Source organism: Acinetobacter sp. VT 511, from assembly GCF_001077515.1.
Lineage (GTDB): Bacteria > Pseudomonadota > Gammaproteobacteria > Pseudomonadales > Moraxellaceae > Acinetobacter > Acinetobacter schindleri.
The window spans coordinates 1-15166 of the sequence record NZ_LFRE01000089.1 but is presented as its reverse complement, the minus strand read 5'-3'; the positions used below and the strand labels follow the sequence as shown (position 1 = coordinate 15166).

The 15166-nt window shown below is 41.9% G+C and carries 10 protein-coding genes and 1 pseudogene; 5 read left to right on the top strand and 6 right to left on the bottom strand.

Going from position 1 to position 15166, the window contains the following annotated elements:
- Window positions 1-133 precede the first annotated feature (133 nt).
- A complete protein-coding gene (gene arsC / locus ACS72_RS12865; RefSeq protein ID WP_008305449.1) occupies window positions 134-562 on the bottom strand; it encodes an arsenate reductase (glutaredoxin) in 429 nt (142 codons plus the stop codon).
- Between the two features lie 83 nt (window positions 563-645).
- On the opposite strand from arsC, the gene ACS72_RS12860 reads away from it, so the two are divergent.
- The 3 genes from ACS72_RS12860 to arsH are packed head-to-tail and all read left to right on the top strand — an operon-like array spanning window position 646 to window position 2723.
- Window positions 646-963: a metalloregulator ArsR/SmtB family transcription factor gene (locus ACS72_RS12860; protein WP_008305446.1), complete on the top strand. Its 318-nt coding sequence runs from the start codon at window positions 646-648 to the stop codon at window positions 961-963.
- 10 nt (window positions 964-973) lie between these two features.
- Window positions 974-2014 (top strand): ACR3 family arsenite efflux transporter, encoded by a 1041-nt coding sequence (gene arsB / locus ACS72_RS12855; RefSeq protein ID WP_008305444.1) that lies wholly within the window; start codon window positions 974-976, stop codon window positions 2012-2014.
- 4 nt (window positions 2015-2018) lie between these two features.
- A complete protein-coding gene (arsH, locus tag ACS72_RS12850; RefSeq protein WP_008305442.1) occupies window positions 2019-2723 on the top strand; it encodes an arsenical resistance protein ArsH in 705 nt (234 codons plus the stop codon).
- Window positions 2724-2832: 109 nt separating this feature from the next.
- On the opposite strand, the gene ACS72_RS12845 is transcribed toward arsH, so the two are convergent.
- From ACS72_RS12845 to ACS72_RS19700, 5 genes and pseudogenes are all read right to left on the bottom strand, one after another.
- A complete protein-coding gene (locus ACS72_RS12845; protein ID WP_048882343.1) occupies window positions 2833-4959 on the bottom strand; it encodes a TonB-dependent receptor in 2127 nt (708 codons plus the stop codon).
- Between the two features lie 232 nt (window positions 4960-5191).
- The gene (locus ACS72_RS12840) at window positions 5192-7594 is read right to left on the bottom strand and encodes a glucose/quinate/shikimate family membrane-bound PQQ-dependent dehydrogenase (RefSeq protein WP_048882342.1); all 2403 of its coding nucleotides are present in this window, start codon (window positions 7592-7594) and stop codon (window positions 5192-5194) included.
- 160 nt (window positions 7595-7754) lie between these two features.
- The gene (locus ACS72_RS12835) at window positions 7755-9014 is read right to left on the bottom strand and encodes a carbohydrate porin (protein WP_008305435.1); all 1260 of its coding nucleotides are present in this window, start codon (window positions 9012-9014) and stop codon (window positions 7755-7757) included.
- Between the two features lie 358 nt (window positions 9015-9372).
- The gene (locus ACS72_RS12830; protein WP_048882341.1) at window positions 9373-14187 is read right to left on the bottom strand and encodes a BapA/Bap/LapF family large adhesin; all 4815 of its coding nucleotides are present in this window, start codon (window positions 14185-14187) and stop codon (window positions 9373-9375) included.
- A 66-nt stretch (window positions 14188-14253) separates the two neighbouring features.
- Window positions 14254-14352: pseudogene (locus ACS72_RS19700) on the bottom strand (hypothetical protein); the annotation flags it as partial.
- 98 nt (window positions 14353-14450) lie between these two features.
- Here ACS72_RS19700 and ACS72_RS17615 point away from each other — a divergent pair.
- Together ACS72_RS17615 and ACS72_RS12825 are read left to right on the top strand one after the other, a co-directional pair.
- Window positions 14451-14846 (top strand): transposase family protein, encoded by a 396-nt coding sequence (locus ACS72_RS17615; RefSeq protein ID WP_081405837.1) that lies wholly within the window; start codon window positions 14451-14453, stop codon window positions 14844-14846.
- The coding region (locus ACS72_RS12825) for a transposase family protein (RefSeq protein WP_048882340.1) at window positions 14794-15166 on the top strand (373 nt) is incomplete at its 3' end. The genes ACS72_RS17615 and ACS72_RS12825, both read left to right, overlap by 53 nt.

The window sequence follows — 15166 nt, the reverse complement described above, 5'->3', positions numbered from 1 at the left end:
CTAATGACAACTTATGTGTCGCATGACGGTTTAGCTTAAAATAATCCGATATCTGTCATTTTAGCTTTAAATAAAAAGCCACCCTTGCGGTGGCTTTTTTGTGATCTGAGCGATCGACTTTAAATCCCGCGATTTATTTCAATCTCTTCCCTGCTTCATCAATGATCATTTCCCCGTCTTCCTTGCTAAAAGCTGCGCGCTGCGGAGCGGAAAGAATATCTAAAACAACTTCTGATGGTCGGCACAATTTCACACCAAGTTCAGTCACCACAAATGGACGATTAATCAAAATCGGGTGTTGCAGCATAAAATCAATCAGTTGATGATCTGTCCAATCACTGCTTTCCAAATTGAGTTCTTCATACGGCTTCACATTTTTACGAATCGCTTCACGTACCGACAGACCCGCATCTTGGATTAACTGAATCAGTTCTTCTTTGGACGGTGGTTTTTTCAGATATTCAATCACCTGTGGTTCCTCACCGGTATTACGGATCAAGGCCAAAGTATTTCGGGAGGTTCCACATTCGGGATTATGATAAATCTTGATTTTTTGCGACATAACTTTTCTCAGTACATAAACAATCTTGCTTTTATATATGGATATCCGTATATTCGCAATAGCAAATATATCAGGATATCGCGATGCATCAGACCGATTTTTTTAAATGTCTTGCCGATTCAACACGTTTAGATATTTTAAAGCTGATCATGGCCAAACAGAATGTCTGTGTTTGTGAATTCACAGAACAATTAAATCTGAGCCAGCCCAAAATTTCCCGTCATCTGGCTTTATTGAGAAATCTGGGTATCTTGCTGGATCAACGCCAAGGGCAATGGGTTTATTACCGTTTAAATCCGGATTTGCCGGTCTGGGCAAATGAAGTATTAACAGTCATCGCACAAGATCCGGAAATTCAAAAACTAAAATCTACTATTTCAACACCTTGCGAAGTATCCTGAGTCCAATATCATGTCTGCTTCAAAAATGTCATTTTTAGATAAAAATCTGACCCTCTGGATTTTTATCGCCATGCTGCTGGGGATCGGGATTGGGGTTTTCTTTCCTCAGGCGTCGATTGCTTTAGACCGGATAAGTATTGATTCGGTCAATATTCCGATTGCCATCGGTCTGATTATCATGATGTATCCGCCACTTGCCAAAGTGGACTATGCCACCTTGCCGCAGGTATTTAAGGATAAACGCACGCTCACCCTGTCTCTGCTTCAAAACTGGCTGATTGCACCCTGCCTGATGTTTGCATTGGCGCTGATTTTCCTACAATCCTATCCTGAATATATGACGGGTGTTATTTTGATCGGCTTGGCGCGTTGTATTGCCATGGTCTTAGTCTGGAATGGTCTGGCGTGCGGCGATAATCAGTATGTGGCCGGACTGGTGGCATTTAACAGTATTTTCCAGATCCTGTTTTTCAGTAGCTATGCCTGGCTATTCTTGACTTTCTTGCCGCCTTATTTTGGTGTTGAAGCACAGGTGATTGATGTCAGCTTCTGGACGATTACCCACGCGGTTCTGGTTTATCTGGGTATTCCATTTTTGCTGGGCTTTTTGACGCGTTTGATTCTGGTCAAGCAAAAAGGTCTGGCATGGTATCAAACGCAGTTTATTCCAAAAATCAGTCCGCTCAGCCTGCTGGCTCTGTTGTTTACCATTGTTGCCATGTTTAGCCTTAAAGGTGGTGATGTGGTTAGCCTGCCACTGGATGTACTCAGAATTGCCATTCCCTTGACCATTTATTTCGTGGTGATGTTCTTTATCAGCTTGTTTATGAGCAAATGGATGGGCAATGATTATCCTAAAACTGCGGCTATTTCTTTTACCGCTGCCGGTAATAATTTTGAACTGGCGCTGGCAGTTGCGATTGCCACTTTCGGTCTCGCATCCCCTGTGGCATTTACCACCGTGATTGGCCCTCTGGTTGAAGTTCCAGTTCTGATTGCGCTGGTCAGCGTTTCATTATCGCTGAGAAAAAAAGTGTTTAAAGAGGCATAACCCGATGGATCTCCCGAATATCAATGTGAATCTGCTAGAAACACCAACACTGGACAAAGTTCAGGCTAAAGTACTGGATCATCCACCCCGTATTCTGCTGCTATATGGTTCAAACCGTGAACGGTCCTACAGTCGCCTCGCCGTTCAGGAAGCTGGCCGGATACTGGAATATTTTGGCGCCGAAGTTAGAATCTTCCATCCCAAAGGATTACCCTTACCGGAGGATGCAGATACGAGTCACCCTAAGGTAAAAGAACTGCATGAGCTTTTGGCCTGGTCAGAAGGCATGGTCTGGTGTTCACCGGAACGTCATGGTTCGATGAGTTCGATTTTAAAAGCCCAGATTGACTGGATTCCTCTGGCAGCCGGTGCAATTCGTGCCACGCAAGGCAAGACACTGGCCGTGATGCAGGTTTGTGGTGGTTCACAATCCTTTAATGCAGTGAATCAGTTGCGTGGTTTAGGACGCTGGATGCGGATGATCACCATTCCAAATCAGTCTTCTGTACCCAAAGCTTTCCTTGAGTTTGAGGAAGATGGGCGCATGAAAGCATCACCTTATTACAACCGCATTGTGGATGTGATGGAAGAACTCTACAAGTTCACCCTGCTCACTCGCGGTCAGTCTGCTTATCTCACCGATCGATATTCTGAACGGGTGGAAAGTGCCGAGGAATTATCAAAACGAGTGAATCAGAAAACGATTTAGTTTTATCTCAAATCCTCTGATCAACTGGTCAAAGCTTAAATATAAAAAAATCCCGCTCAGGAAGCGGGATTTTTTATTTTGAAAATTGAGCAGCCACAAATTATTTTAATTAAAACGCTTTGGTTATACTCAATCCGGCACTCCAGTTTCGCCCTTCTGCCGGCTCATAGAAACGGCCATTGCTTTCATTGACAATCACCGAACCTGAATAGTCTTTATCAAACAAATTATCTACACGCGCAAAAGTTTTGACAGACCAGTCTTTCATATTCCAGTGATAACCGACATTGGCACCAGCAACAGTATAGCTTGGCGCATACTGTGAATTAATGTCGTTGACATAAATACGGTCTGAATAACGTACATCTAAACCCGCATTTAAGCCATTTTCAGGTTTCCAGCCTAAACCAAGAAAAGCCTGATTTTTAGCAATACCCGGAATGTAGTTACCGGATGCCACTCTAGATACTACAATCTCTCCTTCATCATTAAGAATTGCAGGAATATCTGCATCAAAAGTTGCATCTATATAGCTATAACTGGCTTGAGCAGTGAGATCACGCCAGAGGTCTTTACTCCAGGAAAGTTCTAGCCCTTTTCTTAAGGTTTTATCTGCATTACGGAAAGTAGAACGACCATTATCATTGCCTGCAGACACAATGTCATTTTCAGTCTGGGTCTGGAAAGCGGCTGCAGTAAAGTCACCGAAGCGATTAGCAGCCTTTAAGCCAATTTCATAAGTTTCACTTTCTGCCGCATTTAAGCTCAAGCTGTTATTACTGTTATCCGCTGGATAGGCCATTTCTGTAAAAGTTGGTGTTTCAAAGCCTTGGGCATAGCTGGTATAGGCCATCAATTCGGGTAGAATCTGCCAGCTTAGCGCGGCTGAAGGCAGCAATTTCTCATAAGTGGTTTTACCTGAATTATCGCCATTACTTAAGTAATGATCATCAGATTTAAAATGCACATTGCTATAACGCAAGCCTGCGTCTAAAGTCCAGTCTGGCACAAAGTTATAAGATATCTGTAAATAAGGGTCTGCATTCCATAAGGTATTGTCTTCATTACGACGTAATTCACCTTTAACACCTAAAGTATTACCTACAAAATTTTGATAGCCTTTCCGCTCTTCGGTCATGGCATCTACGGCGACACCAGCAATCAGTTTGGTATTTGGCAGAATCTCTCGCCCTGTCCAACGCAAATCAGCACCATAAAAATTACGGTCGAAGTCAATCACGCCACCGGCATGATTAGGAGCGCCTTGTGCTGTACTTGGAATCGACTGATATTGTGTAACTGCACGCTGTCCCCAATAGGCCATACCATACAGTTCATACTGATCATTGATTGGCTTATTCCAGGTTAAACCAGTTTGAAGCTGTTCAATCTCTTTTCGGGCGTTATATAGCAGCACATTATTTGCAACCTGTTTAGGATCGGCTTGCCATTGCTCACGGTTTAAACCACCCGGATCATCGGCAGAAATTTTAACATAGTTGTTGATCCAGTTAATTTTAGAACCATCGTCCAGCTCCCAGGTCAGCTTGGCATTATTCAGGACTTTATGCGCACTGCTGTGGTCACGGTAGCCGTCCGTATCAAAATAGGATGAACTGATAACATAACTTGGCTCAGAAGCATTGTCCGCACCGCCTTGCAGCACCAGATTGGTTTGGCCTTTATTTTGACTGCCACCCGAATATCCTAAGGTCAGTGAATCAAGTCCCTGCCCTTCACGGCTCGTCGTCAGAATGGTTCCGCCTGATGAGTTCCCATATAAGGATGAAAATGGGCCGCTCAGTACCTCAATATGATCTAAGCTGTTTAGATCAATATTTGAGGTCTGTCCTTGCCCATCCGGCATAGTTGCAGGAATACCATCGACATATAAACGCACACCACGCACACCAAATGTTGAGCGGGCACCAAAGCCTCGCATGGAAATTTGCAGATCTTGGGCATAGTTTTCACGATTATTCAGTTGTAAGCCCGGTACACCTTTTAAGGTTTCAGAGAGATTTACATTCAGGCTATTTTGCTGACTCTGACTCAGGTAATAAGCTGAAGCCGGGGTGTTTAGCAATGTACGGTCAGTACGGGTTGCTTCAACCACAATGGGAGCCAGTCGCTGTACCTCTGTAACCGGTTCTTCCGCATAAATTCCTTGACTGATACAAGCAATCAGACAGGATAAAGTCGATTTCATCGGCAACCGCGTGGTATGAAGGTGCATAGCTAATATTCCTGATATCTGGCATTCACTCATGCCATGGGAGTTCAAACGTTTTAAAAGTGTCTTATTAATTTTAAAGACTCAGCATCTGCATAAGATCAAACTGAATACTTGCAGGAAAGCTGAGCTAAAGGTTCATGATTTTCTAATCAAGCTTTATTGTCATAACAGCCTGTATTTTGCATAAAAAAGCCTGACGAATCAGGCTTTTTTACTTAACTATAAAACTTCATTATTTATTGTCAGGTAGTGCATAGGCAACCAAAGAGTCACCCATTTTGGTACCGAAGGAACCGTGACCACCCGCCATAATCACAACATACTGCTTACCATTGGCTTCATAAGTCATTGGCGTCGCTTGACCACCTGCAGGTAGACGACCTTTCCACAGCTCATCACCATTAGTCACATTGATCGCACGGATGTAATTGTCTTGAGTTGCACCGACAAACATCACATTACCTGCAGTCGAGATTGGACCACCTAACATTGGTACACCCATTTTAAATGGAGGCAATGGAATGCCCGGCATACTGTCACGAATCGTACCGATACGACGTTTCCAAGCGATTTCATGATTGGTCAGATCAACACCAGCCACATAACCCCATGCAGGTTGCTTACATGGTAAGCCGAATGGAGAGAGGAAGGCACTGATTTCAACACCATAAGGCACGCCATACATTGGCTGTACCCCCGCTTCAGTACCTGCACCTTTGGCAGTCTGCTTACGGTTCGGATCTTGCGGAATCAGACGAGATACAAATGGCAAACCAATTGGGTTGGTCAATGCAATTTGACGGTCTGGATTCACAGACATACCGCCCCATTCGAATACCCCCAGGTTACCCGGGAAGACCAGCGTCCCGTTTTCAGAGGGTGGTGTATAAATACCGTCATAGTTCAGTTTTTTGAACGATACACGACACATTAACTGATCAAACATGGTGGCACCCCACATGTCCTTATCCGTCAATTTATCTTGAGGAGCCAGGTTGAAGTCAGAGAACGGTTGAGTTTTTGAATACCACTCACCTTTAGTTTGTGGACCACGTTTTACAGATTGAGGCACCGGTTTCTCAGTGATTGGTATAATAGCTTCACCATTACGACGGTCTAATACAAAGGCATTACCAGTCTTGGTCAGCACGTAGATGGCTGGCACCATATTACCGTTTTTATCTTTGATATCAGTCAATGTTGGTTGAGCTGGTACGTCCATATCCCATAGGTCATGATGGGTAGTCTGGAAGTTCCAGACTAATTTACCAGTAGAGGCATTCAATGCCAGCATTGAATTGGCATAACGCTCGTCCAGTTCAGTACGATGACCACCATAGATATCTGGTGTACCGACACCTGTAGGTACATAAACAATATCCAGATTGGCATCATAAGCTAAAGGTGCCCATGCATTTGGTGAGTTATGTACAAACTTTTGCCCTGGAGCAGGAATCGCATTTGGATCTTCCGCACCCGTATCAAATACCCAGAGCAATTCACCAGTATTTACATCATAACCACGAATGACACCTGAAGGTTCTTCAGTTGAATAGTTATCTGTGGTTGAACCGGCGATGATAATGGTTGTACCTGTCACCACAGGAGGTGAAGTCGGGTTATAACCGCCTGGATATGGGAATGGCATGTCTTTTTGCAGATCGACTTCGCCGTTATTACCAAAGTCGGAACATACCTTACCAGTAGTTGCATTGACCGCCACCAAACGTCCGTCATTCACTGGTAAGATTACTTTCTGAGGACATTCGGCAGACGTTGTAGAACGAGCAGCTAGACTGCTTTCAAAACCGGCAGTGTTATTGGCATCATAATAAGACACTCCACGGCAAGTTAAATGCTGGAAGGTATTGTCCGCTTTCAGCTTAGGATCAAAACGCCATTTTTCCTTACCCGTCGCAGGATCAAGTGCAATCAGGTACTGGTGAGTGGTACACATAAACAGGTTATTACCCACTTTAATCGGGGTTACCTGATTCGTAGTTTCACCAGAATCTTTATCCGTTTTTACATCACCGGTATGAAATTCCCAAGCTAACTCCAGATCTTTTACGTTATCAGCAGTAATCTGTTTCAATGGAGAATAACGTAGGCCGGATTGAGTACGGCCATAGGCTGGCCAGTCTTCGTCAGCAATACCTGGAATAGACTGATGCACTGCAGGCTGCTGTGATTTTAACTCACCACGAATTTCTTGCGGGTCATTAAACACAGAATAGATCATTACCGCAATGGTAATTGCCAAAGTACTGGTGAGTGCAATCTTGGCACCTTTCGTCTCCCCAAAACCACGCGTCACTGCTGGAATGAGAAGTGCTAAACCGAACAGACCTAAAATGTCTAAACGAGGTGCGAGTGCGAAGAAGTCAGAACCAACTTCCCATAGCCCCCATACCACTGTGCCTAAAATCAGCACGGCGTATACGATCAGTGCTGTACTTTTCTGTTTATGTAATAACACTGCGGTCGCAATAAAGAAAATACCGGCAATGATGTAGTACCAAGACCCACCAAGTACTGCCAGGTAAATCCCTCCGATCAGTAGTACCAGACCGAAAATAACAGCAATGACTGCCATAATCGTTTTCAGTACTGAACCTGAAGATGAAGTATTCATATTGAACACCTTTATAAGATTTCTTTTCGCTCATGCAATTCGAATGCATGAGCACCATATTGTTAAGTTCTTAGTTATAAATACATACCTGAGGCATCTGTTTATCAATGCCTCAAAGTCATGGGAGATTCAATTATGTATTTGCAACTAAAAACTCTTTTTAAAAGGAGGTATTAAACTTGATACCGCCTACCCAAACGTTTTCACCATTTCTGTATGCACCGACATGGCGAACATACTGAAGGTTAGGTCGAATGGTTAACCAGTTCGTGGCATGCAATCCGTAGTAGATTTCCGCATCGATTTCTTCACTACGATCACCCAATGCATCATGATTCATATGGATACGGGCAATACCAAACGCAATTTCATCCTTTGGACGAGCATCCATTGCGCCTTTATACACAAGACCAATATTCTGCATATCAGTCTTTTCATTAGTTTTGGCATCATGAAGGGTGAGATTTACGAATGCGCTGAGACCACGAGATATATCGTCTTGCTGTGCCGTCAATTGTTGCTTGGCAACAATCCAGCCACCTTGATGATGGTCTGTTTTAGTCTGGATCTCTTGAGGCGTTACACCGTCAAGAATTTTTGAATCTGCGGTACTGTAATAATACCCGGCACGATACTCCCCTGGAAGTTTTCGTTCACCGAGTTTTGGTGTCCACACCACTTCTGCCGGAATGATCGCGCCTTTAGAGCCGTCTGTGCTCAGGTTAAAGCCTTTACCACGTTCCAGATTCTCAGGGTTATATTCATAGACGCCCACTTGGGTAAAGATTTCAGGTGTGACGTTGTATTTCACACGTGCTGCCCACTGTGATACTGGCCAGTTATACCATTGGTCACCGACCCAGTTGCCTACCTGTGAACCACACAATGCCAGGTTCTGGAAATCGCAATCAAAACTGTTAAAGTCTTCACCTTCACCAAAGCGACCAACTTTGACATCCAGTTTCTGATCCAGGAATTTTTTCTTGATCCAGAAGTCAGTTAAACGCCAGGTTTGACCACGTCCCCATACTTCCTGCATCGAGCTTAAGTGTCCATCAAGCGCTTCAGCAGTATTGGATAAGTTACGACCGTTACGCTGAGTCACCGTAATTTGTGCTTCGGTATCTTTCCATCCTGCAATTTTTTCCAGATCCAGATGGGCCCCGATTGCAAATTGGTCGGCGTATTCAGTACCGTGATCAGATGAGTTTTTAGCATCAATGAGTGTTGCTACTTCACCGGTATAACCAAAACTGAAATCATAACCTTGTTGTTGAAGTTGAGTACGCTGACCATTCCAGTCGCCTAACATCCATGGATTTTCTGTACTAAGTCCATCCGCAGCATGAGTACCAGTATTTGCCAATAGCAAAGCAGCCAAGCATGTATATACAGCCTTGGATAATTGGGAGATAGACATTAAATGTGTCGCCTTAATCACACTTATATGGAGAATATATTACACCTCTTTATATAAATTGTTTGTTTTTAATATAAATTAAATATTATTAAGTAGTTTAAAAATGAAATTTATATAAATATCAAAATCTTAATAATTATTCAAAATTTTTTAATGAAATTTATTTATATTTTTTAAGTAAATTAAAAACTTATTTATGAACAGGTCATGCCAATAAGAGTTTGATATTTATTCACTACTGATCAAATCCCTTAATCTTTCTGAAATTGATCAAAAAATCTTTTTATCTGTATAAACGAACAAAGAGGCTTCGAGAAGCCTCTTTGTGTTAGTCATTTTCTAAATAATTATCTTAGTTTTAGTAAATGATATGACCATTTGAAAGCAACTCTTCCAAGTTCGTATTCACACCCTCAAGAGTAATAAGTTCAACCTTGTCTTGGAACTGCGTACCAGTACCATCACGATCAATCGATATCACAGTAGCGTTGTTGTCATTTACTTCCACAGAAATATATTCACTAATATTTTCTGCATTTGCACCTGTTAACAATGCACCCACATCAATTGCATCACCTTCATTCAAGCTGAAATCGGTCCAGATATCTGTACCATTTCCGCCGGTTGCATCTTTTTCTGCACCTTCAAGTACATTATAAATAACAGTATCTGCTACGCCTATATGGCTTGAATAACTATCATCATAACGGCTGCCTGTAATTGAAGCGCCTATTCCAATATTCAGGTTCGCAGTATCAGATAAACCGCCCACGTCATTTACAGTATAAGTAAAGCTCTCTATTTGACCAATACTGTTGCCATCTTGCGTTGTGTAAGTGTATTTACCACTTGCTTCAACATTTAATATGCCATAAGTACCAGTAATATTTACAGAATCCTGATTCTGCAGCAAAACATCATTCTGGTAAATATGCCCATTTTCAAAGCGATATATTTCTGCGCCTTGTTGAATGGTGAAAGTCGCTATATTAGAAACGATATCATCTTCCAGTAAATTACCCTCTTCACTATATATACCCTCTATAGTTGTAAAGTCATTTAACGAAGTTTCAATCACTGAAAGTGTTGTATCAACTGTAAACTCACCATTATTTGCAGGTCTTACTCCCACACCTGTATTAGTGGTTATATTTTCCACATTAACATTAAGTACATAATCACCCGCAATTAAATCATTAAGTGGAATGCTTGCTGTATAATAACCATCAGACACTGAGTTATTCGCAGTTAAAGTTAAAATACCCGATGTCACTTCACCATTTTGACCAGTAAGTGTGTAAGTCGCAGTAACACTCCCCCAATTCTCAGTTACAGAGTTATTCAATACCGTACCTAATAATTCAGCTGTAACAGTTAATGTTCCATTAGCTACAGTATTTTCTGTGATATTAAAGCTTTCTGAGAGCGTATAGGTATTTGTCCAAGTTGTATTAGTAATAATCGTTCCTGTAACAGGTCCATTAGTTCCGGTAGCCTGAGCACCTACAACTTCAACTTTTGATAACAGCTCACTGACTGTATTAATTTGGGCAATTGATACAGTTGTCTCATCATCAAGTGCATTTACAGTAATCACCCCATCAGCTTGAAGATCATTTTCATTCCAAATAATCGTTGCACCTTCTGCATCAGTACGGATATTAAGATAGGCTTGCGAGGTATTACCAGCTGCATCAGCTACTGTATACGTGAATGTATCAACTTTAGCTACATCATTGGCATCACCATTACTTACATAACGGTATGACCCATCTGCTTGCATATAAAGAATACCGTAACTGCCTGCAATTGCTGTCTCTCCTATGTTTGCGATTGGCGTATTGACGGCATACGTCGTTTCAGCAGAAATGACTTCTGTCACCCTCATACCATCACCGATATCTGCTACATCCGTACCCGTTCCACCCGCTAATACATTACCTATAGCATCTGCTGTCGAATATTGGGTTGAATCATTAATAGTGATTCTACTTGCACTGAGAAGATTGAGATCAACAACTCCTTCCAATAATGAATTGAGGAATCCATCAACAGATGTAGAAGAGAAACCAATAGTGTAGTTGCCTTCTGGAATATTAGTAAACTCTACATTATTTGCTACTAATCGTGTGGTTAGTACCCATGGTTCTAGTTTTAAACCATTTTGTACCGTTGCAACAATTTCACCTGTATCTATATTAATTAATAAAAGATTTGCATAAGTTACCGAACCAATTGATACATCAACACCAGTAGTCCCACTTACATCAATAGAAATATCTTGGGTAGTATCTCCACTCACTGTAAATCTAAAGCCATTAGTAGCTATATTTACATCAACTACCCCCGATAGCACATCGGTACTAAGCAACCCAAATGTATAACCATTTACGCCATTTAAGTTACCTTCCAAAACGCTATCTAGTACATTCACATTATTTAAATCATCATTGGCAAATAGAACCGCCTCAACCACTAAACTTTCTGTAATTGTACTTTCATTACCTGCGACATCAATAGCTTGCACAGTAACGTTATAATTACCATCAGCTAATTCTGGAAGCTGGCCATCGGCAAGTGTCCATGTACCATCACCATTATTTACTGCTGCATAATTAATGCCATCTACAGTCACAACAATTGTTGCTGTAGGATCGTCAATTGTCCCTTGTAAAATTGGTGTACTATCACCTGTTGTATTTGTCACAAGATTCGCTATTGGAGCTTGGGCATCAACGCTTGTACTTACGGTTTGAGAAGAATTACCCGCCAGATCAATGGTTACGGCATTCAGTATTGTTCCATCTGTTAAGCCCGGATTTGGGATTGACCATAAACCATCTCTCCCTGCTACTGCCCTGCCGATTTCATTACCACCCTCAGCAGTTATAATCACTGTTGAGCCAGCTTCTGCGGTACCTGTAATATCATTAATATTATTTATTGGATTAACTGTAGGTGCATCAGGGGCATAACGATCCAAAATATTAATAGTTAAAGTTGCAGTATCAGTAGTTACTCCATCTGCATTTAACACTGTATAAGTAAATACTTCTGATTGTCCGATAGATGCAAATTCACCGTTCCCAACATAAGTATATGACCCATTAGAATAAATGGTTAAAACACCATACTCTCCATTGATTGTTGTACCAGCCGCACTCACACTTTGAGGTGTTTCCACTCCAAATTGGATTTGAGTAACCGTTGCTAAAGTACCACCCTCATCATTGGCCAAGACATTATCCTCCACAGTATTATTTTCAAATGTTGTGGAAGTTACTTGTGTCGTAATCGTGGTTTGTTGCAATAAGGTCAAGGTATTGGAAAGCAGCGCAGTTGCAGTTGCATCAATAATAGTATTGAGTAAGCCTGTCACACTAAAGCCAAGTAAGGAAATAGCATTAGCATTGCTGAGTAAACTCTCGTTTAATGCACCAACAAGCTCATCAGCAGGTAATCCATTTACTAACTGAAGAACTGGTGGTAAGACAATATTTGTTACCAAACCTGCAATCGCACCACCACCTAAGGCATTATTAACAGCTTCAAGAATAATTTCTTGGTTACCTGCACCTAGCAATACACCTGCATCCCCAAGCTCCTGTAACGAAATACCACCACCATCAGTATCAAGTAAATTCGTTAAAGCACTTGCATCATTACTCACTACAACACGGTAAGTTCCTGCAGGCAAATCAGGTATTGTTGTTGTTAATGTATCATCTCCTGTAATACCTAATATTCCCAGCCCTGCCACATCACCCACTAATTGAGAGTTTTGGGTTACTGCTGAATACACGATATTCCCAGCTTCATCTAAAACATCAACACGATAAGCATCAGCTACTGCAAGTAAGGATGTTTGTGAAATCGAAATCGCGAGACTATTGGTTGAACCTGACAGTACTACCTCTGTTCCCGCATCTATTCCGCCAGTCGACTCAAGTAAATTAATCACTTGAACATTTTGGTCAACAATCTCAGGAGCGGTGATTGAAATCTCATTACCCATATCCAAGTTAACGTCGTCATCATAAGCAAAGCTTACAGCTGGTATCTCTGGATCTATTAAGCCGTCTAAACGTGTATCCAAGGCATCTTTTTCTGCTTGGATCGTTTCAGGTAATGCATCCACAAGGGCTTGTGCATCTTCTTTCGCTTGTTGTGCAGCCTCTAATTGCGCTAATAAATCAGCACGCTCTTCCGAGCTGACTTCATCTCCAACTGCGTCAATGGCAGCAACCAGATCATCATACGCTTGCTCAGCGTCTTCTACTGCTGTTGTCGCTGCATCAAGTTGTGCCTGGATTGCGGCATCATCGGCATCGACATCACCATCACCATCAAAGTCAGTGACTGCTGGAATTACAAGATCCTCAATCGCATCCAGACGATCTTGTAATGTGTCTTTTGCAGGACAATCATCTAGTCCTGTGACAGCGTTTTGAGCAAGTTCTTTCGCTACATCTATAATTCCTTGCAGTTCTTCTAATCTTTCTTCAGCCTGTGCATATTCTTCTGGTGTAATAAGACCATTGTCATCTGCATCTGTAAGACCATCCAAGATCTCTTGTTGTTCAGCACGTGCTGCTTCTGCTGCTGCAACCAATTCGGCAGCTGCTTCGGCTTCAAGATCTCCATCATCAATGCCATTTTCATTGGCATCATTCACCGGTGGAACTACGATATCGACAAGGTCATCCAGGCGATCTTGTAGACCTTCTTTATCAGTACCAGCTGGTAGAGTATTTACTGCATCTTGGGCAACTTGTTTTGCTTCTTCCGCTGTATTAATCGCATCCTGAACTGCTTGTTGTTCTTCAGGGGTAATCAGGCCATCTTGTTGTGCTTGTTCTAGTATTTCTAATGCATTGTTATATTCAGCTTCAGCCTGAGATACTAGCCTTTCAGCATTTTCCATTGGATTTACTGGTGTAGAATCTTTTGAACTACTTGAACCACCCGATCCACCTACCGCAGCTGCAATTCCCCCAACAGCTAATGCTCCACCAATCCAAGGTAGTAAGTCAGTTGCCCCTCCTCCAAGAAGGGCTTCCTCAGTAATCGGGTTGTATTTAACTACATCTAATAATTGACCTGAACTGTCGGTAAATTCTGCCCAGTACAGCTCACCATTATTCCCTTCAAAAACAAGTAAACTTTCATTCACCGCGGGGTCGAAATAATTTTCTACAACAATTTTTTTACCGTTTTTAAGTGTGATAACTGCCGCATTTCCTTCTCTTAGAATATTGGCAACATCCTCTATTTTGACACCAATTTTAACTACGGAATTTTGATTTAATACAACCGAATTGGTATTTAAACTTTGAATAATTTGTCCATTAGATCTCTTTCATAAATCAAAAAACGACCTTCTTTTTGGTTAATATTTGCACTCCGGATTTCTTGGCATTCGTGCATAATCTGCGGATGAAATACATCGATTCAAACAAGCTTTCTGATCCTCAGTTCAAGCGATACACAGGCATCTCATGGTCAACTTTCTATTTGATGGTTGAGCAATTGCAGAAGCATGTCTCTGCCAAATGCAGACCGCCCAAGTTAAGCCTGGAGGATCAGGTTCTGCTCTGTCTGAGCTATTGGCGGGAATACCGAACCTTATTTCACGTTGCGACGAGTTACGGGGTTTCAGAGCCCACAGCCTCAAGAATTATCCGTCATGTTGAAGACTGCCTGATTCGGTCCAATCTGTTTAATTTACCCAAAGATTTACCCAAGGGCGAAGGCATCGACTGGAATGTTGTGATCGTGGATGCCACGGAAATTCCAATCCAAAGGCCTAAAAAAACAGAAGAAAAGTTATAGCGGCAAGAAAAAGACCCATACCTTTAAAGTACAGGCCATGATTCACTACAAAACTCAGCAAATTCTGAGTTTATGTACCAGTCGCGGTGCAGTGCATGATTTCGAGTTGTTCAAACGCAATTTAAACCAGATTCCTTTTGGGGCTTTTATCCTTGCAGATAAAGGCTATCAGGGGATTTATACTTTGTATCCGAATAGCCTGTTGCCATTAAAAGCCAAAAGACACTGTAAATTGGATCCTGAATTGAAAATCTATAATCAAGAAATCAATAAAAGAAGAATCGGAATTGAGCATGTATTTGGCAGCCTGAAAACCTTCA

Bases quoted from the DNA above. Each gene is read 5' to 3' on its own strand.
- arsH (WP_008305442.1), top strand. From the start codon at position 2,019: ATGGATCTCCCGAATATCAATGTGAATCTGCTAGAAACACCAACACTG.
- ACS72_RS12835 (WP_008305435.1), bottom strand. From the start codon at position 9,014: ATGTCTATCTCCCAATTATCCAAGGCTGTATATACATGCTTGGCTGCT.
- ACS72_RS12840 (WP_048882342.1), bottom strand. From the start codon at position 7,594: ATGAATACTTCATCTTCAGGTTCAGTACTGAAAACGATTATGGCAGTC.
- arsC (WP_008305449.1), bottom strand. From the start codon at position 562: ATGTCGCAAAAAATCAAGATTTATCATAATCCCGAATGTGGAACCTCC.
- arsB (WP_008305444.1), top strand. From the start codon at position 974: ATGTCTGCTTCAAAAATGTCATTTTTAGATAAAAATCTGACCCTCTGG.
- ACS72_RS17615 (WP_081405837.1), top strand. From the start codon at position 14,451: ATGAAATACATCGATTCAAACAAGCTTTCTGATCCTCAGTTCAAGCGA.
- ACS72_RS12860 (WP_008305446.1), top strand. From the start codon at position 646: ATGCATCAGACCGATTTTTTTAAATGTCTTGCCGATTCAACACGTTTA.
- ACS72_RS12845 (WP_048882343.1), bottom strand. From the start codon at position 4,959: ATGCACCTTCATACCACGCGGTTGCCGATGAAATCGACTTTATCCTGT.